Below are 23,596 nucleotides of genomic sequence, written 5' to 3' on the forward strand. Positions count from 1 at the left end.
GGTTGCAGCCGAACGGGCGCAGGTTCATTGTGGCGCCATGACACGAACCCCACTCTCGATCACCTTGAATTCGCCGGAAGAAACTGCGGATTTCGCAACCCGGGTCGCAACCGGCTTGGCGCCGGGCGACACCCTGTTGCTGGAAGGTGAGATTGGCGGCGGCAAGACTCATTTTGCCCGCAGTCTGATCCAGTCCTTGATGGATGTACCCGAAGACGTACCCTCGCCGACTTTCACGCTGGTTCAGGCCTATGACACCCCGGCCGGAGAAATTTGGCATTGCGATCTGTATCGGTTATGTGCCGTTGAAGAGATCGAGGAGCTGGGCCTGACCGAGGCATTCGACACTGCAATCTGCCTGATCGAATGGCCCGAGAAACTGGGTCCGCTTATGCCTGACGCGGCCCTTGCGTTGAAATTTCATACCGACCCTGATTTACCCGACACAAGACACCTGACCCTGTCCTGGTCCGACCCGAAATGGGCACCCAAACTGGAGACCGCCGCATGACCAACCGCGCAGTGCTGGCCAAAGCACTGATTGAGCAAACACCCTGGGCCAACGCCTCACGCGCAGCATTGGCAGGTGATGCGTCCAATCGCCGTTATGAACGCCTGACAGACCCGGATACCGGGCGCACGGCCGTGTTCATGGACGCCCCACCGGACAAGGCCGAGGATGTCGCGCAATTCGTGCGCGTTGCGGAATATCTGCGGTCAAACGGTTTGAACGCACCCGAAATCTATGCCGAAGACATGGAATTCGGATTTCTGCTGCTCGAGGATCTGGGCGACGATCTGTTCGCCCGTGTTCTGGAAAAGAACCCCAAACAGGAACTTGCCTTGTACGAGGCCGCAACCGACGTTCTGATCCATCTTCACAACGCGCCGACACTGTCTTTGCCGTCTTACGGGCCCTCGCTGATGACCGAGCTGGCCGCGTTGTCCTTTACCAAATATGCACGAGGTATTCTGGGTTCGCATGACGAAGACGCGCGCGACCTGTTTGAACGCCGGTTCCAGGATATCCTGCACCGCGAAACTTCGGGCGCGAAAGTGGTTGTGTTGCGGGACTATCATGCAGAAAACCTGATCTGGATGCCCGATCGGGACGGTTTGCACAAAGTGGGTTTGCTGGACTTCCAGACCGCCATGCTGGGCCATCCCGCCTACGATCTGATGTCGCTGTTGCAGGATGTGCGCCGTACAGTCTCGCCGGGTACCGAAATGCGCATGGTCAACCGCTATATCGCCGCAACCGGAATGGATGATCACGATTTCCGCACCGCGTACAGCGTTCTGGGGGCGCAGCGGAACCTGCGCATTCTGGGCGGATTCGCGCGTCTGGCGACCGAATATGGAAAACCGCACTATGTCGATCTGATCCCGGCCACGTGGTCGCATCTGATGCGGGACCTCGAGCACCCGGCGCTGGTATCAGTGGCTGATCTGCTGCGCGAATCCCTGCCTGCGCCGACACCCGAAAACCTGGCCAGGTTAAGACCTCAATGACCCGACCGCCCGAAGCTGTCATGCTGTTCGCCGCCGGGTTTGGCACCCGTATGGGGGCATTGACCAAGGACCGGCCCAAACCGCTGATCGAAGTTGCCGGCAAACCGCTGATCGATCACGCACTGGATCTGGTTAACGATCTTGGCCCCCAGCGTGTCGTTGCCAATCTGCACTATCATGCGGATCAGCTCGCGGCGCACCTGGCTCCTCGGGGGGTTTTATTGTCACGGGAATCGCCCGAAATACTGGAAACCGGTGGCGGATTGCGGGCGGCTTTGCCTTTGTTAGGGTCTGATCCGGTGTTTACTCTAAACACCGATGCAATCTGGTCGGGGCCGAACCCGCTGACATTGCTGCGCGCGGCGTGGAACCCTTACCGGATGGACGCGCTTTTGATGTGTATTCCGATCGCGCAGACAATCGGACATTCAGGATCGGGCGATTTTTCGGCAGACGAAGCAGGGCGCATTACGCGCGGCGGAAGGCTGGTATATGGGGGTGCTCAGATCCTTCGAACGGACGGTTTGCATGGATTTCAGCAACCGGCCTTTTCGCTGAACCTGTTGTGGGATCAGATGCAACAGCGGGATCGCCTGTTCGCTCTGACCTATCCCGGTCGCTGGTGCGACGTTGGCCGCCCCGAAGGCATCGCAATGGCCGAAGGGTTGCTGGACAATGTTTGAACCCGGCATCCTGCCCCGTGTTTTTGCGGTTCCGCCCGGGGCAGACTTTCCAAAAGTGCTGGTGCAGGGGTTAGGGGCGCGCAGTGCGGATCTTCCGCCCGAAGCGCTGGCGCAGGTGCAACTGGTGGTAAATACCCGCCGCATGGCCCGCCGCGTGCGAGACTTGTTCGATCAGGGCCCGCCCTGCCTGTTGCCAAGAATCTCGCTGGTGACAGATCTGGGGGAATCGGTTGATCTGGCGCAGGTGCCTCCGGCCATTCCAGCGCTGCGTCGGCGACTGGAACTGACCCAACTGGTGGCGAAACTGCTGGACCAACAACCCGATCTGGCGGCAAGGTCTTCCGTCTTCGATCTGGCGGACAGTCTGGCCAGCCTGATCGACGAAATGCAGGGCGAAGGCGTTTCGCCCGACGCCATCCGGCAACTGGATGTCAGCGACATGTCCGGCCATTGGGCCCGCGCACAGCAATTCTTTGGCATCGCCGATCGATTCATCAACACCGGCGAAGACGCCCTGGACGCGCAGGCACGGCAACGGCGCGTCGTCAATAACCTGATTGACCGCTGGCGGAACGACCCGCCCGAACACCCCATCATTCTTGCCGGGTCAACCGGATCGCGTGGCACGACCCTGATGCTGATGGAAGCCGTCGCAAGGCTGCCACAAGGCGCGCTGATCCTTCCGGGCTTCGATTTCGATCAACCGAATGAAGTCTGGGAAGGACTGGATGAGGCGCTGACCTCGGAAGATCACCCCCAGTTTCGGTTTCGAAAGCTGATGACCCTGCTGGGTTTGACACCCGGCCAAATCACCAGTTGGACCGACGACCAGCCACCCTCACCCGCGCGCAACAAGCTGATTTCACTGGCATTACGCCCGGCACCGATCACCGACGCGTGGATGACTGAGGGCCCGCGACTGACCGATCTGGCCGGTGCAACACGGGATTTGACCCTTGTCGAGGCCGCATCCCCCCGGGGCGAAGCATTGGCCATCGCGCTGCGGTTGCGCGAGGCGGCGGAAACCGGCCAGACCGCCGCCCTGATCACACCTGACCGAATGCTGACCCGTCAGGTCAGTGCCGCGCTGGACCGCTGGAACATCCTGCCGGATGACAGCGCCGGCCTGCCCCTGCAACTGTCGCCGCCCGGCCGTTTTCTGCGCCACGTTGCCGGCTTGTTCGTCCGACGGCTTGAGGGTGAGGCCCTCCTGACCCTACTGAAACACCCGCTTTGTCATGATGGCGCCGAGCGAGGGGCGCATTTGCTTCATACCCGCGATCTGGAACTGGATCTGCGGCGGTACGGCCCGCCGTTCCCCGACAGTACCAGCCTGAGCGCATTTGTGATCCGCAAGGATGTTTCGGACGACTGGGTGCGCTGGGTCACCACTCATTTCTGCGATCAGGTGGTTGCAGGTGAGCGTCCGTTGGCGGAGTGGGTGGAAAACCTGCGCGCACTTGCCGAAGCGATTTCTGCGGGCAGTAAGGGCGACCCAGGCACATTATGGGACAAGAACGCTGGCCAAAAGGCCTTGTCCGTTTTGACCGCGCTGGAGAACGAGGCCCCATATGGCGGCCAGATGAACGCCCATGATTTCGCCGATCTTCTGGGCGCGTTGCTGGCAACGGAAGAGGTGCGCGACCGGGACGCGCCGCACCCTCATATCATGATCTGGGGCACCCTGGAGGCACGCGTGCAAGGCGCTGACCTGCTGATCCTTGGCGGGTTGAACGAAGGCAGCTGGCCCGAGGCCGCCGCCCCTGATCCGTGGTTAAACCGGCAAATGCGCAGTCAGGCCGGTCTGCTGCTGCCCGAGCGTCGCATTGGACTGTCAGCCCATGATTTCCAGCAGGCCGTCGGCGCGCCCGAAGTGTGGCTGACCCGGGCAACCCGGTCGGATGACGCGGAAACCGTCCCGTCGCGCTGGCTGAACCGCCTGACCAACCTGTTGCAGGGCCTGCCGGATCAGGGTGGGCCCGACGCCCTGGCCGAAATGCGGGCGCGCGGAAAGGGGTATCTGCGTTGGAGCGAAACGCTGGAACGCGCGCCCGATATCGCTTCGGCGCATCGCCCCTCGCCACGCCCCCCGGTTGCCGCACGTCCGCGCCGTTTGAGCGTCACCGAAATCAAGCGGCTGATCCGCGATCCTTATGCCGTGTACGCCAAACACGTGCTGCGGCTGAGGCCGCTGGACCCACTGGTACAGGCTCCGGACGCGTTGTTGCGCGGCATCGTCATTCACGAAATCCTGGAACATTTCATCGAAGACAGTGTTCTGGATTCCGCCTTGCTGACGCGCGAGAATTTCCTCAAACGCGCAGCGACGTTGCTGGAACAGCACGTCGCCTGGCCGACTGCGCGAAAACTTTGGCTGGCGCGTCTGGAAAGGATCGCCGACGCATTCCTGCTTGCCGAAACCGGGAGGCGAAGCGATGGTGGGCCAGTGGCCTTCGAAACGGCAATGAAGCTGGTTCTTGCACCGCTGGACTTCACGATCGCCGGGCGCGCCGACAGGATTGATCGCAACAGCCGCGGCGCCCTGCGCATCATCGACTACAAAACCGGTGTGCCGCCGACCGAAAGCCAACAGGCCAAATTCGACAAACAGCTTCTCATCGAGGCCGCAATGGCCGAGCAGGGCGGCATCGAAGGATTCGACCCCTTGCCAGTGGCCGAGGCGGCGTTCATCGGTATGGGCGGCACCTACAAAGAGGTGCCCGCGCCGCTGGCCAAGGAACCTGCCGACAAGGTTCTGGCCGAGCTGAAAGAGCTCATTTCAGCTTATTTAGAGCCTGATCAGGGCTTCTCGTCGCGTCGGATGCTGCACAAGGACACTGATATTGGCGATTATGATCATCTGGCGCGGTTCGGGGAATGGGATCGCACGGACGAAACGGTGCCCGAGGACCTGACATGAAAGCCCGCAACGATGCAACCGAACGGCAGGTGCAGGCCGCGCGACCCGATGCCTCGACCTGGCTTGCCGCCAACGCGGGGTCCGGCAAGACGCGGGTTCTGACCGACCGGGTGGCCCGGTTGCTGCTAGGCGGCGTGCAGCCGCAGCATATCCTGTGCCTGACCTACACCAAGGCCGCCGCCAGCGAGATGCAGAACCGGTTGTTCAAACGCCTTGGCGAATGGGCGATGTTGGGCGATTCGCCGTTGTTGGCGCAACTGACCGAACTGGGGGTTCCGGGCATCATTGACCCCGGGCGGCTGGCGCAGGCCAGAACCTTGTTCGCGCGTGCCATCGAAACACCTGGCGGGTTGAAGATACAGACGATCCACTCATTCTGCGCATCGCTTCTGCGGCGCTTCCCGCTTGAGGCTGGCGTCAGCCCCCAGTTTGCCGAAATGGAAGACCGCGCAGCCGCCCTTTTGCGGGAAGAAATCATCGAAGACTTTGCCGAAGATCCACAATCCGGGTTGGTCGAAGACATTGCCCGGTTTGTCACGGATACCGGTTTCGACAAGTTGACGGCCGCCATCACGCAAAAGAGGAACCTGTTTTCTCATCCTCTGGATTGGGACGCGCTGCTGAAACGCTTTGACCTGCCGCTTGGTTTCGACGACGACGCCCTGTCGCGCAGCGTCTTTCTGGGCGGTGAGGTCGATTTGATCCAGTCGCTACTGCCTGCGTTGACCGAAAGCGGCGGCAACAATGCCAAGGCGGCGGCCAAGCTTACAGGATTCACCGAGGCGCGGATTGGGAATCTGCCGCTACTGGAATCCGTTTTACTGACGGGAAAAGGCGCAAAGGAGCCCTTTGCCGCCAAAACCAACAGCTTCCCGACCAAGGCTCTGCGCGAGGGCGCCCTTGCGGACCGGATGCCACAGCTTGAGGCGCTGATGCTGCGTGTCGAAGCCGCGCGGGAAAAGCGGCTTGCATTGACGGCGGCGCAGAAATCGCGGGTTCTGCATCGTTTCGCAGCCGCGTTTCTGCCGGAGTACGAAAGACGCAAGCAATTGCGCGGCTGGCTGGACTTTGATGACCTGATCCTGCGCGCGCGCCAAGTGCTGAACGATCCTGCCGTGGCGGAATGGGTGTTGTATCGATTGGATGGCGGCATCGACCATATCCTTGTGGACGAGGCACAGGACACAAGCCCGGATCAATGGGATGTGGTTGAAAAACTGGCACAGGAATTCACCAGCGGGGAAGGGGCCCGGTCCGGGGTCGAACGTACGATTTTTGTAGTCGGTGACAAGAAACAGTCGATCTATTCCTTTCAGGGCGCCGACCCGCAGGCCTTTGACCGGATGCAGGCAGAATTTGGGCGAAAACTCCAGGAATCAGGCTCTAAACTGTGGGATTCCACACTTGAATTCTCGTTCCGGTCCTCCAGCGCCATTCTGACGCTGGTCGATATCCTGTTTAAAAACAAGACAGATGCAGGGTTTCACAAGGACTCGCTGCACCGCGCCTTCAAGACAGATCTTCCCGGTCGCGTCGATCTGTGGCCGGTCGTGGAAAAGGTCGAGGATGAAGAGGACGGCGACTGGACCGATCCGGTCGACCGGCCCGGCGCACGCCATCACACAGTCATTCTGGCGGAACAGGTGGCACATTCGATCAAGGGCATGATCGAAAGTGGTGAAACCATTCCGGAAGATGGCGAAGACCCAGGCAGCTTTGTACGTCGACGGATTGAACCGGGCGATTTCCTGATCCTGGTGCAGCGCCGCTCGGACCTGTTTGCCGAAATTATCCGCGCCTGCAAGGCACAGGGCTTGCCCATCGCCGGAGCGGATCGACTGAAGGTCGGGGCGGAACTGGCGGTCAGGGACCTTGCCGCGTTGCTGAGTTTTTTGGCCACGCCCGAAGACAGCCTGTCACTGGCCACGGTTCTGAAATCCCCGTTGTTTGGATGGTCGGAACAGCAGCTTTTTGATCTGGCGCACCGCCGGTCCGAGGAGTTTCTGTGGGCAGCGCTTCGCAGGCGGGCAGATGAGTTTCCTGAAACCAGTGCGGTTCTGAACGATCTTCGGGCTCAGATCGACTTTCTGCGCCCCTATGACCTGATCGAGCGTATCCTTACGCGCCATGATGGACGGCGCAAACTGCTGGGCCGTCTGGGGGCCGAAGCCGAGGACGGAATCAACGCGCTGTTGTCGCAGGCGCTGGCCTATGAGCGGACGGATATTCCCAGCCTGACCGGATTTCTGGTCTGGATGCAGACCGACGATCTGGAAATCAAGCGCCAGATGAGCGGTGTGGGCAACATGATCCGCGTTATGACCGTTCATGGCTCAAAAGGGCTGGAAGCCCCAATCGTGATCCTGCCGGACACCGGCAAGCGACAGCCGCCACGCGATGCCGAGATCATGGTCTCGGATGATTTGCCCTTGTGGAAAGTCCCCTCGGACGCATCGCCTGTGCTGATCTCGCAGGCGCGAAACACGGCGCGGGAACGGGAAGAAAATGAACGGCTGAGATTGCTCTATGTGGCTCTGACTCGGGCCGAAAAGTGGCTGATAGTGGCTGCGGCGGGCGATGTGGGACCGGCGGACGGCAGTTGGTATCAGATGGTCAAGGGCGCAATGGAACAGGCGGGCGCCACCCGGCTGCCGGGAACAGACACACTCAGGCTGGCGCATGGCGACTGGGACGGACTGGCTCTGACGGAACCGGAGCAGTACGTGGCAAGCACGACGGACTTGCCGCAGATGTTTCTGCAGCCCGCCGGGGAAGCACCCAAAACAGCGGAGACAATAAGCCCTTCTGATCTGGGCGGTGCCAAGGCTTTACCCGGCGATGCTGGTCTGGACGAAGACGCCGCCAAGCTGCGCGGGACGCAATTGCATCTGCTGCTCGAACACCTTCCATCCGTTTCTCAGGAACGCTGGGCTCAGCTTTGCGCACGCCTACTGCCTGATATGCACGAAGCGGAGAGGCTGGAGTTGATGGCAGAGGCAACGCGCGTGCTGACCTGCGACCAGCTATCCTTGGTGTTTGCGCCAGATACATTGGCCGAAGTTCCGATCTCGGGCGCATTGAACGGCCAACGGATGCACGGTGTCATTGACCGCCTGATCGTGACGGAAGCCGAAGTTCAGGCGATTGATTTCAAATCGAATTTCACTGTCCCTGACACTGCAGAGCAATGCCCCGAAGGCCTTTTGCGCCAAATGGGCGCCTATGCCTGCGCGCTCTCGCAGATTTATCCCGGGCGCACCATCCGTACCGCGATCCTTTGGACCCGGACCGCCCGGCTCATGTGGCTGCCACACGATCTTGTGACAGATGCTCTGACCCGCTCCCGCGTATCTTGACGTTGCCTGCATCGGCCCCTACGTTCTCAGCCCGAGTTTACCCCATTCAGGAGACAGAATATGTCGACCGTTGCCGTTACTGACGAGACCTTTGACGCCGAAGTCAAGAATTCGGATATCCCCGTTGTAGTAGATTTCTGGGCAGAATGGTGCGGACCCTGCAAGCAGATCGGTCCGGCCCTGGAAGAACTGGCTGCAGAATATGGCGGCAAGGTAAAAATCGCCAAAGTTGACGTGGACAGCAACCCGAACGCTGCCGCCGCCATGGGCGTGCGTGGTATTCCGGCCCTGTTCATTTTCAAGGACGGTCAGGTGGTATCCAACCGCGCTGGTGCGGCACCGAAGGCGGCGCTGCAAAGCTGGATCGACGAATCCATCTGACCCTGTGAATTTCGGCAGAAGACGCCCCGTTTCCGCGGGGCGTTTTTTTTGGCCATCTGGTCAGGAGGGGCTGCGATATTGTCAGCGCTTCCTGGACTGCCCGACATCGCACGACTGGATATTTGACCGATGCCCCGCAACTGTCACCAAAGGGCCATTGCACAGAACCGGCATCACTTGTCCTTACCTGAAAGGGCGTATTTCAATGCGTTAGCGCATCCGGTTTTCAGGGTGCCCTGGCCAAAAGTCTGACAGGAGGGTCGTCAAATATGGCAAAAACTCGGGTTCTGGTTGAATTCGGCATGGGGACGTCTTTGCGGCGCGAGGACTATACCGAGGCTGCGTTGCGGGCCATCAAGGATGCACTGTGGCACAACTCCGTCAATATGGCCGAGCTGTTTGATTTCCCAAAGCAAGCAATGATCATCGATGCGCAAATTGGTGTGCAGCAGCCGGACAAGGTCGACACCCAGATTCTGAAAGACGTGTTCCCTTACGGGCAGCCCAATATCACGGTGACGCATGGCGGTCTGGACATCGACAAACCGCATTCCGATGGCTGCACGGTCATCGCCAACGCGGCCGTCATCGTTTCCTTCGATATGGAGCCTGCGCAATGACCGAAAAACGCATCATTCTGGAAATGGGAACCGGAAATGACCTGTACGGTCAGGATTACACCAAGGCTGCGCGCCGGGCGGTTCAGGACGCGCTGCATCATTCTTCGATCACGCTGTTTTCGAAGCTGGATATCGATCACTCGGAAATGAGGGTCCAGGTGACAATCGGCGTTCAGAACCCAGATTTTGTGGATTGCGATCTGGTCGCCGCCGATCTGCCCCGGGGGCGGGCGCAGGTGCGCGCCGTCAAGGGCGGACTGGATATCGAAGACAGCGACGCCGGCACCCGGCACGTTGTTGCGACCGCCGCCATCGAGGCCTTTTTACCGGATCAGTCGGGGAAGTTCGTGCAGTCCTGAAAAAGAAAAAAGCCGCTCGGTCGAGCGGCTCATCTCATGGTCTGACTTGCCTTGAAATCAGAGGTTTTTGATGTCGGCGCGGGTCAGGCCGATATCATCCAGCTGGGCGTCGGACAGAACTGACAGCGCCTTGCGGGTCTTGCGGGATTCGTTCCACTGTGCGGCAGCTTCGAAAGCTCCGGTGAATGCGTCCACTACGTGCAGGATGGTAGCTGCTCCGAGCGGCGCATGGATGTTTGCGGTGGTTGCCATTTGCGCATTCCTTCTAACAGAAACAGCCGACCCGTTGTCGGTTGTGATCCTCATCTAGTATGCCCGGCCCGGACTCACAAATGCTGGTCTGGTAAACCCGCAATGCATTTTGTGCATATCAATTAGGCACTTCGGGAAGCGGTTGCGCATAACATCAGCGCAGCCCATATATGAGCCCGGACAACAAACGGAGACTTTCATGGCGGACAGCGACTTTCCCGGATGGCACGGCACAACGATCATCGGCGTCAAAAAGGGCGGAAAGGTTGTCATTGCCGGTGACGGGCAGGTCAGCCTGGGGCAGACCGTGATCAAGGGTACGGCCCGCAAGGTACGCCGTCTGTCGCCCGGCGGGTTCGAGATTGTGGCAGGCTTTGCCGGTTCCACCGCAGATGCATTTACCCTGCTCGAGCGGCTGGAAACCAAGCTTGAGGCGACGCCGGGCCAGCTGGCGCGCGCCTCGGTCGAGCTTGCCAAGGACTGGCGGACAGACAAATATCTGCAAAAGCTCGAGGCGATGCTGATTGTCACCGACGGCAAGGATCTGTTCGTGATCACCGGGGCAGGGGATGTGCTTGAGCCTGAACACAACGTGGCAGCCATTGGTTCAGGCGGAAATTTCGCTCTGGCCGCTGCGCGCGCGATGATGGACAGCGACAAGTCGGCGGAAGACGTCGCCCGGCAATCCATGGCGATTGCGGCGGACATTTGTGTGTACACCAACGGCAAGCTGACGGTCGAAACGATCTCAGGCTAACAGGGCCGAGATCTCTTTCCCCTTCCAGCGGCGGTGCATTCCGATCAGGCCCAGTATCGCGGCAATGACCACGATGTAGTAGGGCACGCGGATGTCGATGCTCATCAAGCCGCCGCCGACCAGAGACATGATCCCTCCGGCCAGGCAAAACACCGCAGTGGTCACGCCCATGACCCAACCCTGATCCGTTTCGCTGACCGATGAAGAGAACAGGCCCAGCATGGTCGGATAGGCCACGCCGAACAGGAAGTAGAAGAAGAACACTGGCACGTAGCTGAATACACCGCTGGGGCTGAACGCAAAGGCAATGCCGCAGATGATCATGACCACAAGCGATGTGTAGATAATGCTGTGTTTGCTGAATCTCTCCTGTGCTGGTTTCACAAGGAACGTGCTTGAGAACGCCAGTGCAAAGCCGATAACCACCATCGCCATACTGCCGCCAATCACGCCGTAGCCGAAAGCGCTGGTCAGGAAATTATCCACGAACACATAAAACGTGACGTTGGCGATCATGAAGAACGAATAGACAGGCAGGATCTTCAACACCATGGGATGCCCACGGACTGCGATCAGGCTGTCGGTGACGTCACGGGGACGGAAGACAAAGGCCGTGCGTTCGGTTCTTGTGTCCTTGAAATAGAACAGCACCAGGAAAATCGCGATCAACACCAGAACGAAGGCTCCATAGAACGGCGTTTTGAGTGTGGCCGCACCACCCAACAGAGCAGCATCCGACAGGACCGCACCAATGATCGGGCCGCCCACCAGACCAAAGCTGACGCCGGTCACGATATAGCCCATGTTTCGGTCCCGATCCGCCGCATCCGTACTGCCATCAATCATTGCCGCCTGTGCAATGGGTTGGTTTCCGGCGGTAAAGCCGGTGATTGACCGGCCGGCAATCAGCAGCAGCAAACTGTTGAGGTAAAGCGCCGCGATGGTGATGGCGTACCCCGCAAGCGCTCCGCTCAGACAAACCAGCAAAGCGTTCTTGCGCCCGATCGAATCCGAGACTTTGGACACGTAGACAACGCCCAGAAACCAGGACAGGAAAAAGCAACCAATCACTAGGCCATAGTAGAAATGCCGCCGACCGACCGGCGTATTTTCCGGCAGAAACCCGGACTTCGTCTCCATGATCAGTGAGTTGATGATGGGAAAGACCAGTCCCTGTCCGATCAGATCTACAAATACAACAAACAACAAAGTGATTTTGGCAATCTTCGTCATGCAACCCGCCCCGTTTCTTCAAATGGGGTGAGTGTAGCAGACAGGTGTTCTGACACCTAACACCATGCAAAAGGCCGGGTTTTACCCGGCCCCCGGCAGTCCTGATCGCGTGTGGATCAGTTCAGCGACGCCACGCCCAACGGCACGCCCGCGACCTCGCACCAGATGTAAACTTCGTTGTAGCCGGAAACGTCCATGGTCGGCGGAACGGCATAGGATTGTTTGCCGGTCAGGTTCAGCAGCGCACCCAGCTTGCTGTCAGGATCATATGATCCGTCCTTGCCGAAAGCGACACGCGGGTCGGGCCCGCCATCCAGTGAGAAATCGTCGCCCAGTTCGACAATGTAGCGGTCTCCATTCTTGACCAGCTTCACCGAACCCGAGGTGATGTGCTTCGAACGGCCCTCGAACGTGCCTTTCTTCTTGGCACCGCCAGCAACGGCGGCATTGGCACTGGTCAATGTCAGTGCCGCGCCGGCTGCAGCGGCTTTCACAAAGAGCGAGCGACGAGTCATCATGATGAGTTTTCTCCATTGGTAGACACGGACTGGTTTGCCCGATGTTGTCCGTTATGCCGCAGGCCTCGCCGCATACTCCAATCACTTCGGGACGAATTTCTGTGTGCGCGCCGTGTGTTGGCGTGATGTTTTCGTGATCGGCTTGTGTTTTCGCGCCTTATGATTAGGTTCCGCTTCGAAACAAACGGATTGAGTGCATATGACCGACCTGACCCCGCGCGAGATTGTCTCGGAACTGGACCGCTTCATCATTGGCCAGAAGGATGCCAAACGCGCGGTTGCCGTCGCGCTGCGAAACCGCTGGCGGCGCAAGCAGTTGCCTGACGACATCCGGGACGAGGTCTATCCGAAGAACATCCTGATGATCGGCCCCACCGGCGTCGGCAAGACCGAGATCAGCCGTCGTCTGGCCAAACTGGCCCGCGCGCCTTTCATCAAGGTCGAAGCCACCAAGTTCACCGAGGTTGGCTATGTCGGGCGCGACGTAGAACAGATCGTGCGGGATCTGGCGGACGCCGCCATCCTGCAGACCCGCGAGTTCATGCGCGAAGACGTCAAGGCGCGCGCCCATCAGGCTGCCGAAGACCGGGTCATCGCCGCCATAGCCGGGGAAGACGCCCGCGAAGGCACGCGCGAGATGTTTCGCAAAAAACTGAAATCCGGTGAGCTGGACGATACGGTGATCGAGCTGGAACTCTCGGACACCTCGAGCCCGATGCCGATGTTCGACATTCCCGGCCAACCCGGCAGCCAGATGGGGATGATGAACCTGGGAGATATCTTCGGCAAGGCCTTTGGCGGGCGCACGGTCAAACGCAAGATGACTGTCGCAGAAAGCTATGACGCTCTGATCGGGGAAGAGGCCGACAAGCTGCTGGATGATGAAACCGTCAACCGCGTGGCGCTGGAATCCGTCGAACAGAACGGCATCGTGTTTCTGGATGAGATCGACAAGGTTTGCGCCCGCTCTGACGCACGCGGCGCTGATGTCAGCCGGGAGGGGGTTCAGCGGGACCTCTTGCCCTTGATCGAAGGCACAACCGTGTCCACCAAGCATGGCCCTGTCAAAACAGACCACATCCTGTTTATCGCCTCCGGGGCGTTCCACATCGCCAAGCCCTCGGACCTGTTGCCGGAACTTCAGGGGCGTCTGCCGATCAGGGTCGAACTGCGCGCCCTGACGGAAGAAGACTTTGTGCGCATCCTGACGGAAACAGACAACGCCCTGACCCTTCAGTATACCGCGCTGATGGGGACCGAGGATGTTACTGTCCAGTTCAGCGAAGATGGCATCGCGGCGCTTGCCCGCATTGCAGCGGACGTGAACCAGAGCGTCGAAAACATCGGTGCGCGGCGGCTCTACACCGTGATGGAACGCGTGTTCGAAGAATTGTCTTTCGCCGCCCCCGACAAAGCCGGAACGGAAATCACGGTCGACGCGGAATTTGTCAGCAGCAATCTGGGTGAACTGACCAAATCCACCGATCTCAGCCGTTACGTTTTGTAACACGCTCAGCCGGATTTTGCCTTTCTTCTACCCCGCGCCGCTGGACGTGGGGCGAGAATTCGATAGCTTGGCGCAAACCTGATCCGGGGATTGTCCGTGTTGCGCCATCTGATCCTGCTGCTTGCCTGTCTTTCACTCAGCGCCTGTGTCGACAGGACGGTGTCTGAAATCGTGCCTTCGGCTGCGGTTGTCGGTACGCCCAAAACGATCCTGGCAACCACGACCCGCGCCAAAGAGGCGAACGGATCATACGGGTTCCGTCGCGGTGAATCCTTGCGCTATCTGGAAACCACGGTTTCGATTCCGCCAAATCACACCCCGGGAACCCTGAAGTTCTCCTACGCCAACCCAAATCCGAAGAAAGAGTTCGTGTTGGCGAACGTCAGCGAACTGGATGGGCCGCAGGACCTGAAAACCCATTTGCGCGGCAAAGAAGACGTCACAATTTTTGTGCACGGATACAACTCGACCCAGACCGAGACCTTGTTTCGGGCCGCACAACTGTCCCACGATATCGGCCTGCCCGGAAACACTCTGGTCTATTCATGGCCCAGCCGTGCGACAGGCTTTGGCTATGCCTACGATCTGGACAGCATGCTGTTCGCCCGTGACGGGCTGGAACAGACCATTCGTTCTTTGAAATCAATGGGGGTCAAGCGGGTCATTCTGGTCGCGCATTCCATGGGCAGCGCCCTGACAATGGAGATGATGCGCCAGGCCGAGTTGCAGGAACCCGGCTGGGCCAAAAGGAACCTGGAAGGCGTGGTTCTGATTTCACCGGATCTGGACGTGGATCTGTTCCGCTCGCAGATGGAGCGGATCAAGTCCCCGCCAGATCCGTTTCTCGTCATGGTTTCGCAAAAGGACAGGATTCTGAACATCTCGGCCCGTTTGCGCGGAACGGATGAGGGTGAGCGGTTGGGCAACATCAGCTCGATCGACAGTCTTGAAGAATTTCCGATCAGCGTGATCGACACCACCGCATTCAACAGCGATGCAGAATCATCGCATTTCGTGGCTGCGACTTCTCCTGCGTTGCTGGCGATCCTCAGCTCGCTCAGACGCGTCAACAACACGTTCGGGCCGGAAGATAGGCCGGCTATCGACATCCTTGTCCCGCCAAGCCAGCGGAACCCGGACGGTGCAACCGAAATAGTCCTGACAGAAACAGGGCAGGCCGAGGTTACGACTCCGTGAACCCGGGCGGCCTGCGTCGGTATCTTGTCCAGAACGCAAGCTGGCTGAGCGCGGGGGCGCTGCTGACCTTTCTGTCGAGTTTCGGACAGACCTTCTTTATCTCGATCTTCTCGGGCCAGATCCGGTCCGAATTCGGCCTGAGCCACGGTGCATGGGGAAGCCTCTATTCGCTGGGTACCCTGATGTCTGCGGTAGTGATGGTCTGGGCCGGAGGGCTGACCGATATCTTTCGCGTGCGGGCGCTGGGCCCGGCGGTTCTGACGGGGCTGGCGTTGGCGACAGCGGCGATGGCGCTGAACCAGCTTGTTGTTCTGCTGCCATTGGTCGTTTTCCTTCTCCGCCTGTTTGGACAGGGGATGAGCACCCATCTGGCGCTGGTCGCCATGGCGCGATGGTTTACCGCAACGCGGGGCAGGGCGCTTGCCATCGCCTCGGTCGGGTTTTCCATCGGCGAGGCGCTTTTGCCCCTGATCTTTGTCGCCGCAATGGCCCATTTCGACTGGCGAATACTATGGCTGGTTTGCGCTGCCGTCTCTGCGTTGGGAATACCGATCCTGATCCGACTGCTACGCCAGGAACGAACACCTCAAAGTCTGGCCAGTGAATATACCGCCACCGGCATGCAAAGCCGCCACTGGACCCGCCGGGACGCGCTTTTGCATCCGCTGTTCTGGTTCATGGCACCTGCATTGTTGGGTCCGTCCGCCTTCATCACGGCCTTCTTTTTTCATCAGGTTCATCTGGCCGAGGTCAAAGGCTGGCTTCATATCGAACTGGTGGCCCTGTTCCCGGTCTTCACCGCAGTCGGCGTGCTGTCTATGTTTGCGGCGGGCTGGGCGTTGGACAAATGGGGTACGACGCGCATTATGCCGTTTTACCAGTTGCCCATGGCGCTGGGGTTTCTTGTTTTGTCCTTCACCGGTTCGATTGGTGGCGCCCTGACCGGTCTGGTCCTTCTGGCGCTGACCGTCGGGGCCAACAGCACGCTGCCCAGCGCATTCTGGGCCGAGTTTTACGGAACGCGCCACATCGGTGCGATCAAGGCATTGGCAACAGCGATCATGGTGCTTGGGTCGGCCATCGGCCCCGGACTGACGGGCATTCTGATTGATACCGGCATTCCGCTTGCGACCCAGTTTCTCTGGATCGGAGGGTTTTTTGTTGTGGTCTGCGGGGTGACTTGGGTCGGTATAACACAAGCCGCACGCACACTTTAACGCGTTCGGCGCAGATACACGTAGTAGGCTCCGTCGCCCCCGTGGCTGATATGGGCGGGTGTTATCTGAAGGACGGCCTGCGCCAGTGGCGGCAAAGACAGCCATTGCGGAACCTGATTGCGCAGGACACCCCGTGGCGTCGGGATCGGTCCGGGCTCATCCCTGTCCTTGCCTTTGCCGGTGACAACCAGAACCAGACGCTTGCCTGATGCCTGCGCAGTCAGAACAAACCGCACCAGAGCCGGATGTGCCGTGTCCACGCGCATTCCGTGCAGGTCCAGCTTGCCTTCCGGCTTCAGCTTGCCGCGCTTCATTCGCGCAAAGGCCTTGGTGTCCATCTGCACCGGACTTGCCCGCAGACTGTCTCCAATTGCGGGTTTCAGGGCATGTTGCGCCGGCTTTGTCGGTGCTTTCTGCCCCAGTTCAAACTCGTCAAATCTCGGTTTTGGCTGCCGGTTCGGCTTGGGTTTCGGCAAAACGGTCGGGTGGACCGTCTGCGGAATCTCGGGGTGCAAACGCTCGGCCCGTTTCGCGACCTTTCGCCACAATTCCACCTCTTCTGCGGTGAGCTTTCGGCGGGACATCACAACTCATCCGGCGACATGGCATAAGCGCGCTGAATCGGCAGCAACACAACCATGCGGCCCGGATCCTTCAGCCTCCCTGCAGCCTGACCGGCGGTGTCGCCGGTTCCGAAAAAGATATCGGCGCGCTGCGCGCCCTTGATGGCCGCACCAGTGTCTTGCGCGATCATCAGGCGGCGCAGCGGATTTGCCCCATCCTTTTCCAACCAGACTGGTGCTCCCAGCGGCGTATAGGCCGGGTCCGTCGCAATACTGCGCATGGTCGTGACCGATCGGTTCATGGCACCCAGCGGTCCCCGATCTGGAGCAACCCGTGTGACTTCGCGGAAGAACACATAGGACGGGTTGTGGAACAACAGTTCCGCACCAGCCTCGGGGTTCTTGCGTACCCAGGCCCGGATCATCTGGGCGCTGACCTCGTGTGCGCCAAGAACACCGCGCCTGATTAGCTCGACCCCGATCGACCGATAGGGGTGGCCGTTCGCGCCGCCATATCCGACGCGCAAGGCGCTGCCATCGGGCAGACGAATTCGCCCTGAGCCCTGAATCTGAAGAAAGAACAGTTCAACCGGATCGTCGACCCACGCAATCTCAAGCCCGCGCCCCGCCATGGCCTCGCCAGTCAGGATTTCGCGGCGGCTCAGCCATTTGTCGGCAGCGCGTGCCTCGGGCGGAATTTTGTACAGCGGATATCTGAACCGGTCCGATCGGGTTCTGGACCCGTCCAGTTCCGGCTCGAAATATCCGGTGAACAAAGCCTCCTTGCCGTCTTCGACAAGAACCGGGCGAAAGAACAGTTCAAAGAAGGCCCGGGCTGCGTCAGGGGAATAAGTCTGGGCCACGCCGCACAAGGCCCGCCAGTCCGGGTCATTCAGGTCGTTGCAGGTGTTCAGAAAAACCGAAAGGGCCGCCCCGTGATCGTCGGCGGCCCAGCCATCCAGATCGTCGAATGAAAGGATGGATCGCGTCGCCTCGGCTCCGGCGGCGCTGGCGGCGGTCATCGCGCCCACCAGTAAGAGCGACCGGAGCGTGGCAATCATGCGTCCGTGGCGACAAGCAGCCAGTTCGGATCATCCGAGCCCATGACACGAGCAAAGGTCCAGCTGTCCTTCTGGCGTTTGACGGTGTTGGGGCTACCTTCGATGATGTCCCCGCCACGATCCCGCACGACCGAGGTCAGTTCACCCACAAACTTCATGGTGATCTCGGCCTGATTGGTGTCCTTGTCGAAATGGGCATCGGCCAGCGCGGTTTCACGCACACCGATGAATTCGGCTTCGATGGTCAGGCCCCGGTCTTCGCGGTCAGCCACAACGGAAACGAAAGTGTCAAAGACCTCTTCCGACAGGAAAGGCTGGATTTCGTCCAGGTTACCCTTTTCGAACCCCATTACGATCATCTCGTAAGCGCCGCGCGCGCCCTGCACAAATTCGGTGACGGAAAATCCGGGCTCGATCCGTTTCATCGCCGCCAGTGTCTGGGCCTGCTCGCTGTCTTCGGGAACGTGGTCGGTGATGTCATGATCCGGGCCGCCGTCGATCACTTCAAAATCGCGGCGCGCCTTGTTGGAACCGGGCTGCTGCAGAGGAGGTTTCTCGAAACCTTCACGCGTACCCAGAACGCTTTTCAGGCGCAGGATCAGGAAAACGGCAATTCCGGCCAGGACCAGCAGCTGGATCATGGGTTCGTTCATTTCATCCTCTTTTCAGAACCGCGACTTTGTATACGCGGCCTCATGTCACTATGTAGGTGACAGTTTAGGGCAAGTCCACTGCCCTGCACACGCGAAAGGATGACGAAAATGTATCTGTTTCTGGCATTTCTGTTGGTGCCGATCATCGAGATTGCCCTGTTCATTCAGGTTGGCGGTCTGATCGGACTTTGGCCGACACTTGCAATCGTTGTCCTGACAGCCTTTCTGGGCACCGCTTTGGTGCGGACGCAAGGCCGCATGGCGCTGGGTGAATTACAGAGAACATTCAACAATCTCGATGACCCGACCGAACCCCTGGCCCATGGCGCCATGATCATTCTGTCAGGCGTATTGTTGCTGACGCCGGGCTTTTTTACCGATGCCGTGGGCTTTGCGCTGCTTATCCCCGGCGTAAGGGTTGCCGTGTTCCTGTATCTGAAATCCAAAGTAACGGTGACGCATTTTCAGATGGGCACAGGTGCACAATTTCACCAGGGCAATGATCCCTTTGGTCAGGATGACGTGATCGATGGCGAATTTACCGAGGTTCACCCCCGCAAAGAACCAACAAAACCGTCGAAATGGGTGGATGGTCCGCACGAGCATTGAGGTGCCGCGCCCAACTTGATAAGCAGTGGCGAAATTCAATTTTGGAGTAGATCCATGGCCGAAGAAAAAGCCGCAGACAACGCTGCGGCACAAACCGCCCCGCAGGTTCAGATGCGGGTTCTGGGGCAATTCATCCGCGATATGTCCTTTGAAAACGTGATGGCGCAAAAGGGTGTATCCGGCGATGTGCAGCCCGAGATTGCCGTACAGGTCAATCTGGACGCGAAAAAGCGCCCGGCAGACCACCAGTTCGAGGTTTCGATCAAGCTGAACCTCACCTCGAAAGCCAAGGGCATGGAAGACATCCTGTTCCTGTGCGAAATCGACTATTGCGGACTGTTCCACGTGGAAGGTGTGCCCGAGGATCAATTGCACCCGTTCCTGATGATCGAATGTCCGCGGATGTTGTTCCCGTTCCTGCGCCGCGTTGTCAGCGACATCACCCGCGACGGTGGTTTCCCGCCGGTCAACCTGGACACAATCGACTTTGTCGGCCTCTACCGTAACGAGTTGATGCGCCGCCAGGCCGAAGCCCAGAAGGCCGAAGCCTGATAAATCTGACCCGCGCCGGACATTGGTTCAGGCGCGGGTCCAAAGGGCATTTTCGCCCAGTTTTTCTAGAAATTCCTGATGTGCGGCGCGTTCATCTTCGGTGATCCGCGGCGCAAGCGGGGTTGCGCGCGGCGCCGGACGCCAATCCTCGCTGCCTCCGGAGGCATTTGCGGTAGACGCCGACAGGCCGAAATCGGGTTGCCGCCCGCCGATCAGTTCCAGATACACCTCCGCCAGAATCTCCGAGTCGAGCAGAGCGCCATGCAGAACACGGTTCGAGTTGTCGATGCCGAACCTGCGGCACAGCGCATCCAGCGAGGCGGGCGAGCCCGGAAACCGCTTTCGTGCAATGGCCAGCGTATCAAGCGCCTGATCCATCGGAATCGGGGCCAGGCCCATCCAGCCCAGTTCGGCGTTCAGGAATTTCATATCGAAGGATGCGTTGTGGATCACCAGTCGCGCATCGCCAACAAAATCGCGGAATCCCTGGCCAACCTTGGCGAATACAGGTTTGTCCTTAAGCGTCACCTGGCCTTTTTCTGGCGGGCGGGGCGGTTCCAGCAAATCTGGACCGATCCCGTGCACACCAAATGCCTCTTCCGGCATCGAGCGCTGGGGGTTGATGTAGACATGATAGGTTTCGCCCGTCGCGACGTGATTCCACAGCTCGACCGCGCCAATTTCCACGATCCGGTCGCCGCTTTCGGGATCAAAGCCCGTGGTTTCGGTATCGAGAACGATCTCACGCATTTGCCAGTCCTGCCCTGATCTGCCTGACCACATCCTGCACCTGCGCGCGCGCATGGTCCAGCGTATCGGTGACTATCACGAAATCCGAGCGCGCACATTTTTCTTCATTCGGCATCTGCTTGGCGCGAATTTGCTCGAATTGCGCTTCGGAAATCGTTCCGCGGGCCATCACGCGGCGTTTTTGTTCCTCGGCCGGGATCGAGACACAGGCAACGGCATCCATCGCGACGTTTCCGCCCGTTTCGAACAGAAGCGGGATGTCGAACACCAGAATATCCTCGGCCGCGGTTTCCCGGAACCTGGCTCGATCCGCAGCAACCAGCGGGTGCACTATGCTTTCTATGGCTTTCAGAGCGGAAGGATCAGAGGTGATGATCCGTTTCAACGCATCCCGGCTGACAGCGCCGTCAAGGACAGCCTCGGGAAACACAGCAGCCATCGGCGCAACTGCCGCCCCACCTGCGGAATAAAGCTGGTGGACTGCCGCGTCCGCGTCCCACAACCCGCAGCCTTCGGCCACGAACATCTGCGCCGTCGTGCTTTTGCCCATGCCGATCGAGCCGGTCAGGCCAAGGGCAAAACTCATGCCAGGGCCGCCGCGCGGGTTTCTGCGGTGACTTCGGGGCGCACTCCGAACCAGCGCTCAAAACCCGGAACCGCCTGATGCAACAGCATGCCCAGACCGTCCACCGTTGTGCATCCGGCTTCTTCAGCCTGTTCCAGCAAGCGGGTGCGCAGCGGGGCGTAGACCAGATCATTCACCACGGTGCCGGGCTGCAAGCCATCCAGCGGCACGCGCAGTTCGGGCTGACCCTGCATTCCCAGCGAAGTTGTGTTCACCACAAGCTCGGCCTCTTCAATGACATTTCCGGCCTGCACCCAGTCAATCACGGTAATGCGCTGGCCGAACTCTTCTTTCAGATGATCGGCACGAGTGCGGGTTCGGTTGGTCAGCAGGATCTCGGGGACGCCAGCATCCGCCAGGGCGGACAGAATGGCGCGTGCTGCACCACCAGCGCCAAAGACCACGGCCGGCCCGTCCTGCGGGTTCCAGTCGGACGCGCCTGCGCGCAGGTTCTCCATAAAGCCATACCCGTCTGTGTTATCGGCATGGATCGAGCCATCGTCGCGAAACACAAGCGTATTCGCTGCCCCGATGACCGAAGCCCGGTCAGACACATGATCGGCCAGGCGCAGTGCGGCTTCCTTATGCGGAACCGTTACATTCGCGCCCACAAACCCGGCTTTCGGCAAACTCCGCAAAACAGTTTCCAGATCCGCGGGCGTGACATCCATGGGAACATAATGCCCGGCCAGACCATAGGTCTGTAGCCAATGACCGTGCAGCTTGGGCGACCGGGAATGTGCAACGGGGTGCCCGATCACCCCGGCCAGAGGAATACGATGTTCCGTCATTGATCGATCACCCCTTTTACGGCCAGATAATTGAGCAACTCCAACAGGGGCATACCCAAGACGTTAAAATAGTCGCCGTCAATGGTGGCGAACAGCCGCGCGCCTTCTTCTTCCAGCTTATAGGCACCTACGGCGTATCGGATACTGTCCCAATTGCGCGCCACATAATCCTTCAGATAAGCATCCGAACTGGCCCGCATCCGCAGACGGACCTGCCCCACATGTCGCCAGATCGGTTCCCCGTTCTGACAAATGACAGCAGCCGACAGCAACATGTGCCGTTTCCCCCGCATCGCCTTTAACTGGGCCAGTGCGTCATCAGGCGTCTCCGGCTTGGACAACAAACGGCCTTCGAAGTCCAGAACCTGATCGCATCCCAGAACCATGGCCCCCGGATTCTTGTCGCTGATTTTTCGCGCCTTCATTTCGGCCAGCGCATCAGCAATATCGCGCGGTGATGCCTCTTCCGCCAGCAGCGCGCGTTTCATGCTGTCTTCATCTACGCGCGCGACCTGAACGGAAAACGGGACACCTGCGTTCTCCAGAAGTTGTGCCCGGATGGCCGAGCCCGAAGCGAGTATGATGGGGACAGGCATGTGGAAAACCCCGTGGGCAAAGCGTTGAGTGATCTGGGACGTTTTGTATGGTTTTTAGGTTGACACGCAACCCTGCGATTTCGGCGCGGATCTTCCCCGAGTCGCCCGAAAATTGTCAAAGCAGGACAAGAATAACTTGAGAAATCGGGAAAACCGCGATGTCCACAGTTCGCCATCGAGTTATCCACAGTGAAGATCGCGGAATAGTATACTAACCATATGAATTTAATCTATAAATTATTACACTAACAAGATCATCGGCATTGCGGTCAACTCTATCCACCTGGGGAAAAGTGAAGGGTAAAAAAGTAATCCACGGATTCTGTTCGCCCTACAAAACCATCATCCTTTCTCTTTTCTTATTTTTTTATTAGGGAGAGTTCCGAGCAACGCCCGGAGCCAAAATGACCGATCTTCTTTTCACGATTTACCCGTGGGTGAAGTCTTTACATATCATGGCCGTGATCTCTTGGATGGCAGGTTTGTTCTATTTGCCCAGACTGTTCGTCTATCACGTAGAAAAGGCGCAAATCGTCGAGGGAGCGGAACCCATTTTCTTTGAAATGGAAGACAAGCTGCTGCGTGTGATCATGCGTCCTGCGATGATCGTGGCGTGGGTTTGCGGGCTGATCATGGTGTTCACACCGGGCATCGTCGGCTGGGATTGGTCCTGGCCCTGGGTCAAAGGCGCAGCGGTGATCGGTATGACTTGGTTCCATCACTGGCTGATGGCACGTCGAAAGGACTTTCTTGAAGGCCGAAACAAGCTCACAGGGCGCCAGTATCGCATGATGAACGAGGTACCGACCGTTTTGATGGTTGCCATCGTTCTGGCGGTCATTCTGAAGTTCTGAAGGCCTGTTTGACTCCGCCAGCCGTCGCGC

At 59.2% G+C, this 23,596-nt stretch carries 25 protein-coding genes; 15 read left to right on the forward strand and 10 right to left on the reverse strand.

The window, feature by feature from the left end:
• The first annotated feature begins 37 nt into the window (after positions 1-37).
• From tsaE to ACR1XU_RS10300, 8 genes are all read left to right on the forward strand, one after another.
• Complete coding sequence (tsaE, locus tag ACR1XU_RS10265) at positions 38-511, forward strand: tRNA (adenosine(37)-N6)-threonylcarbamoyltransferase complex ATPase subunit type 1 TsaE (protein ID WP_480907337.1); 474 nt, start codon at positions 38-40, stop codon at positions 509-511.
• The gene (locus ACR1XU_RS10270) at positions 508-1,512 is read left to right on the forward strand and encodes an aminoglycoside phosphotransferase family protein (protein ID WP_480907335.1); all 1,005 of its coding nucleotides are present in this window, start codon (positions 508-510) and stop codon (positions 1,510-1,512) included. Before tsaE ends, ACR1XU_RS10270 begins: the two co-directional genes overlap by 4 nt.
• The gene (locus ACR1XU_RS10275; RefSeq protein ID WP_480907333.1) at positions 1,509-2,195 is read left to right on the forward strand and encodes a nucleotidyltransferase family protein; all 687 of its coding nucleotides are present in this window, start codon (positions 1,509-1,511) and stop codon (positions 2,193-2,195) included. The genes ACR1XU_RS10270 and ACR1XU_RS10275 overlap by 4 nt, the downstream gene beginning before the upstream one ends.
• Entirely contained in the window at positions 2,188-5,115 is a 2,928-nt protein-coding gene (gene addB / locus ACR1XU_RS10280) for a double-strand break repair protein AddB (protein WP_480907331.1), read from the forward strand. Before ACR1XU_RS10275 ends, addB begins: the two co-directional genes overlap by 8 nt.
• Positions 5,112-8,471, forward strand: coding sequence for a double-strand break repair helicase AddA (addA, locus tag ACR1XU_RS10285; protein ID WP_480907330.1), 3,360 nt, complete (start codon positions 5,112-5,114; stop codon positions 8,469-8,471). The genes addB and addA overlap by 4 nt, the downstream gene beginning before the upstream one ends.
• 60 nt (positions 8,472-8,531) lie before the next feature.
• Positions 8,532-8,852, forward strand: a complete 321-nt coding sequence (gene trxA / locus ACR1XU_RS10290) for a thioredoxin (RefSeq protein ID WP_170612799.1) — start codon at positions 8,532-8,534, stop codon at positions 8,850-8,852.
• A 269-nt stretch (positions 8,853-9,121) separates the two neighbouring features.
• The gene (locus tag ACR1XU_RS10295; protein ID WP_480813442.1) at positions 9,122-9,472 is read left to right on the forward strand and encodes a Lin0512 family protein; all 351 of its coding nucleotides are present in this window, start codon (positions 9,122-9,124) and stop codon (positions 9,470-9,472) included.
• The gene (locus ACR1XU_RS10300; RefSeq protein WP_480813441.1) at positions 9,469-9,831 is read left to right on the forward strand and encodes a Lin0512 family protein; all 363 of its coding nucleotides are present in this window, start codon (positions 9,469-9,471) and stop codon (positions 9,829-9,831) included. The genes ACR1XU_RS10295 and ACR1XU_RS10300 overlap by 4 nt, the downstream gene beginning before the upstream one ends.
• A gap of 57 nt (positions 9,832-9,888) precedes the next feature.
• Here the strand turns inward: ACR1XU_RS10300 and ACR1XU_RS10305 are convergent, their stop codons facing one another.
• Positions 9,889-10,083, reverse strand: coding sequence for a DUF1127 domain-containing protein (locus ACR1XU_RS10305; RefSeq protein WP_170612793.1), 195 nt, complete (start codon positions 10,081-10,083; stop codon positions 9,889-9,891).
• Between the two features lie 199 nt (positions 10,084-10,282).
• On the opposite strand from ACR1XU_RS10305, the gene hslV reads away from it, so the two are divergent.
• Positions 10,283-10,840: an ATP-dependent protease subunit HslV gene (gene hslV, locus ACR1XU_RS10310; RefSeq protein WP_170680110.1), complete on the forward strand. Its 558-nt coding sequence runs from the start codon at positions 10,283-10,285 to the stop codon at positions 10,838-10,840.
• Here the strand turns inward: hslV and ACR1XU_RS10315 are convergent.
• Together ACR1XU_RS10315 and ACR1XU_RS10320 are read right to left on the reverse strand one after the other, a co-directional pair.
• Positions 10,832-12,073 carry an MFS transporter gene (locus ACR1XU_RS10315; protein WP_170612789.1) on the reverse strand — a complete coding sequence of 414 codons (1,242 nt, stop codon included), beginning with the start codon at positions 12,071-12,073 and terminating at the stop codon, positions 10,832-10,834. The two genes, hslV and ACR1XU_RS10315, sit on opposite strands and share 9 nt — an antisense overlap.
• A gap of 116 nt (positions 12,074-12,189) precedes the next feature.
• Positions 12,190-12,591, reverse strand: coding sequence for a DM13 domain-containing protein (locus ACR1XU_RS10320; RefSeq protein WP_321249889.1), 402 nt, complete (start codon positions 12,589-12,591; stop codon positions 12,190-12,192).
• Positions 12,592-12,790: 199 nt separating this feature from the next.
• Between ACR1XU_RS10320 and hslU the strand changes: the two genes are divergently transcribed.
• The 3 genes from hslU (at position 12,791) to ACR1XU_RS10335 (ending at position 16,512) form a co-directional block, all read left to right on the forward strand.
• On the forward strand, positions 12,791-14,098 hold the full coding sequence (hslU, locus tag ACR1XU_RS10325) for an ATP-dependent protease ATPase subunit HslU (protein ID WP_170807110.1): 1,308 nt from the start codon (positions 12,791-12,793) through the stop codon (positions 14,096-14,098).
• A 96-nt stretch (positions 14,099-14,194) separates the two neighbouring features.
• Positions 14,195-15,295, forward strand: a complete 1,101-nt coding sequence (locus ACR1XU_RS10330) for an alpha/beta hydrolase (RefSeq protein WP_480813440.1) — start codon at positions 14,195-14,197, stop codon at positions 15,293-15,295.
• A complete protein-coding gene (locus ACR1XU_RS10335; RefSeq protein WP_480907326.1) occupies positions 15,292-16,512 on the forward strand; it encodes an MFS transporter in 1,221 nt (406 codons plus the stop codon). The genes ACR1XU_RS10330 and ACR1XU_RS10335 overlap by 4 nt, the downstream gene beginning before the upstream one ends.
• On the opposite strand, the gene ACR1XU_RS10340 is transcribed toward ACR1XU_RS10335, so the two are convergent.
• Genes ACR1XU_RS10340 through ACR1XU_RS10350 form a run of 3 tightly spaced genes read right to left on the reverse strand, consistent with a single transcriptional unit; the run spans position 16,509 to position 18,789 of the window.
• Entirely contained in the window at positions 16,509-17,096 is a 588-nt protein-coding gene (locus ACR1XU_RS10340) for a Smr/MutS family protein (RefSeq protein ID WP_480907324.1), read from the reverse strand. The genes ACR1XU_RS10335 and ACR1XU_RS10340 overlap by 4 nt on opposite strands.
• The gene (mltA, locus tag ACR1XU_RS10345) at positions 17,096-18,136 is read right to left on the reverse strand and encodes a murein transglycosylase A (protein WP_480907322.1); all 1,041 of its coding nucleotides are present in this window, start codon (positions 18,134-18,136) and stop codon (positions 17,096-17,098) included. Before mltA ends, ACR1XU_RS10340 begins: the two co-directional genes overlap by 1 nt.
• Positions 18,133-18,789, reverse strand: coding sequence for a Tim44/TimA family putative adaptor protein (locus ACR1XU_RS10350; protein WP_170612777.1), 657 nt, complete (start codon positions 18,787-18,789; stop codon positions 18,133-18,135). Before ACR1XU_RS10350 ends, mltA begins: the two co-directional genes overlap by 4 nt.
• A gap of 108 nt (positions 18,790-18,897) precedes the next feature.
• Between ACR1XU_RS10350 and ACR1XU_RS10355 the strand changes: the two genes are divergently transcribed.
• Positions 18,898-19,398 (forward strand): FxsA family protein, encoded by a 501-nt coding sequence (locus ACR1XU_RS10355; RefSeq protein ID WP_480907321.1) that lies wholly within the window; start codon positions 18,898-18,900, stop codon positions 19,396-19,398.
• A gap of 54 nt (positions 19,399-19,452) precedes the next feature.
• Positions 19,453-19,950, forward strand: coding sequence for a protein-export chaperone SecB (secB, locus tag ACR1XU_RS10360; protein ID WP_170680123.1), 498 nt, complete (start codon positions 19,453-19,455; stop codon positions 19,948-19,950).
• 27 nt (positions 19,951-19,977) lie between these two features.
• On the opposite strand, the gene dnaQ is transcribed toward secB, so the two are convergent.
• Genes dnaQ through ACR1XU_RS10380 form a run of 4 tightly spaced genes read right to left on the reverse strand, consistent with a single transcriptional unit; the run spans position 19,978 to position 22,712 of the window.
• Positions 19,978-20,700 (reverse strand): DNA polymerase III subunit epsilon, encoded by a 723-nt coding sequence (gene dnaQ / locus ACR1XU_RS10365; protein WP_170816847.1) that lies wholly within the window; start codon positions 20,698-20,700, stop codon positions 19,978-19,980.
• Positions 20,693-21,286, reverse strand: a complete 594-nt coding sequence (gene coaE / locus ACR1XU_RS10370; RefSeq protein WP_480907319.1) for a dephospho-CoA kinase — start codon at positions 21,284-21,286, stop codon at positions 20,693-20,695. Before coaE ends, dnaQ begins: the two co-directional genes overlap by 8 nt.
• Complete coding sequence (locus tag ACR1XU_RS10375) at positions 21,283-22,116, reverse strand: shikimate dehydrogenase (protein WP_480907318.1); 834 nt, start codon at positions 22,114-22,116, stop codon at positions 21,283-21,285. Before ACR1XU_RS10375 ends, coaE begins: the two co-directional genes overlap by 4 nt.
• Positions 22,113-22,712 (reverse strand): Maf family protein, encoded by a 600-nt coding sequence (locus ACR1XU_RS10380; RefSeq protein ID WP_480907316.1) that lies wholly within the window; start codon positions 22,710-22,712, stop codon positions 22,113-22,115. The genes ACR1XU_RS10375 and ACR1XU_RS10380 overlap by 4 nt, the downstream gene beginning before the upstream one ends.
• Positions 22,713-23,116: 404 nt before the next feature.
• On the opposite strand from ACR1XU_RS10380, the gene ACR1XU_RS10385 reads away from it, so the two are divergent.
• Positions 23,117-23,566: a CopD family protein gene (locus ACR1XU_RS10385; RefSeq protein WP_480813432.1), complete on the forward strand. Its 450-nt coding sequence runs from the start codon at positions 23,117-23,119 to the stop codon at positions 23,564-23,566.
• Positions 23,567-23,596 lie beyond the last annotated feature (30 nt).

This window comes from Ruegeria sp. D1(2025), from assembly GCF_056536425.1.

Coding starts and splice junctions, on each gene's coding strand:
- ACR1XU_RS10355 (WP_480907321.1), top strand. CDS start 18,898: ATGTATCTGTTTCTGGCATTTCTGTTGGTGCCGATCATCGAGATTGCC.
- ACR1XU_RS10350 (WP_170612777.1), bottom strand. CDS start 18,789: ATGAACGAACCCATGATCCAGCTGCTGGTCCTGGCCGGAATTGCCGTT.
- ACR1XU_RS10385 (WP_480813432.1), top strand. CDS start 23,117: ATGACCGATCTTCTTTTCACGATTTACCCGTGGGTGAAGTCTTTACAT.
- ACR1XU_RS10380 (WP_480907316.1), bottom strand. CDS start 22,712: ATGCCTGTCCCCATCATACTCGCTTCGGGCTCGGCCATCCGGGCACAA.
- ACR1XU_RS10300 (WP_480813441.1), top strand. CDS start 9,469: ATGACCGAAAAACGCATCATTCTGGAAATGGGAACCGGAAATGACCTG.
- ACR1XU_RS10295 (WP_480813442.1), top strand. CDS start 9,122: ATGGCAAAAACTCGGGTTCTGGTTGAATTCGGCATGGGGACGTCTTTG.
- hslV (WP_170680110.1), top strand. CDS start 10,283: ATGGCGGACAGCGACTTTCCCGGATGGCACGGCACAACGATCATCGGC.
- ACR1XU_RS10270 (WP_480907335.1), top strand. CDS start 508: ATGACCAACCGCGCAGTGCTGGCCAAAGCACTGATTGAGCAAACACCC.
- ACR1XU_RS10320 (WP_321249889.1), bottom strand. CDS start 12,591: ATGATGACTCGTCGCTCGCTCTTTGTGAAAGCCGCTGCAGCCGGCGCG.
- dnaQ (WP_170816847.1), bottom strand. CDS start 20,700: ATGCGTGAGATCGTTCTCGATACCGAAACCACGGGCTTTGATCCCGAA.
- mltA (WP_480907322.1), bottom strand. CDS start 18,136: ATGATTGCCACGCTCCGGTCGCTCTTACTGGTGGGCGCGATGACCGCC.
- tsaE (WP_480907337.1), top strand. CDS start 38: ATGACACGAACCCCACTCTCGATCACCTTGAATTCGCCGGAAGAAACT.
- addB (WP_480907331.1), top strand. CDS start 2,188: ATGTTTGAACCCGGCATCCTGCCCCGTGTTTTTGCGGTTCCGCCCGGG.
- hslU (WP_170807110.1), top strand. CDS start 12,791: ATGACCGACCTGACCCCGCGCGAGATTGTCTCGGAACTGGACCGCTTC.
- ACR1XU_RS10340 (WP_480907324.1), bottom strand. CDS start 17,096: ATGTCCCGCCGAAAGCTCACCGCAGAAGAGGTGGAATTGTGGCGAAAG.
- ACR1XU_RS10375 (WP_480907318.1), bottom strand. CDS start 22,116: ATGACGGAACATCGTATTCCTCTGGCCGGGGTGATCGGGCACCCCGTT.
- ACR1XU_RS10315 (WP_170612789.1), bottom strand. CDS start 12,073: ATGACGAAGATTGCCAAAATCACTTTGTTGTTTGTTGTATTTGTAGAT.
- secB (WP_170680123.1), top strand. CDS start 19,453: ATGGCCGAAGAAAAAGCCGCAGACAACGCTGCGGCACAAACCGCCCCG.
- ACR1XU_RS10275 (WP_480907333.1), top strand. CDS start 1,509: ATGACCCGACCGCCCGAAGCTGTCATGCTGTTCGCCGCCGGGTTTGGC.
- ACR1XU_RS10305 (WP_170612793.1), bottom strand. CDS start 10,083: ATGGCAACCACCGCAAACATCCATGCGCCGCTCGGAGCAGCTACCATC.
- coaE (WP_480907319.1), bottom strand. CDS start 21,286: ATGAGTTTTGCCCTTGGCCTGACCGGCTCGATCGGCATGGGCAAAAGC.
- addA (WP_480907330.1), top strand. CDS start 5,112: ATGAAAGCCCGCAACGATGCAACCGAACGGCAGGTGCAGGCCGCGCGA.
- trxA (WP_170612799.1), top strand. CDS start 8,532: ATGTCGACCGTTGCCGTTACTGACGAGACCTTTGACGCCGAAGTCAAG.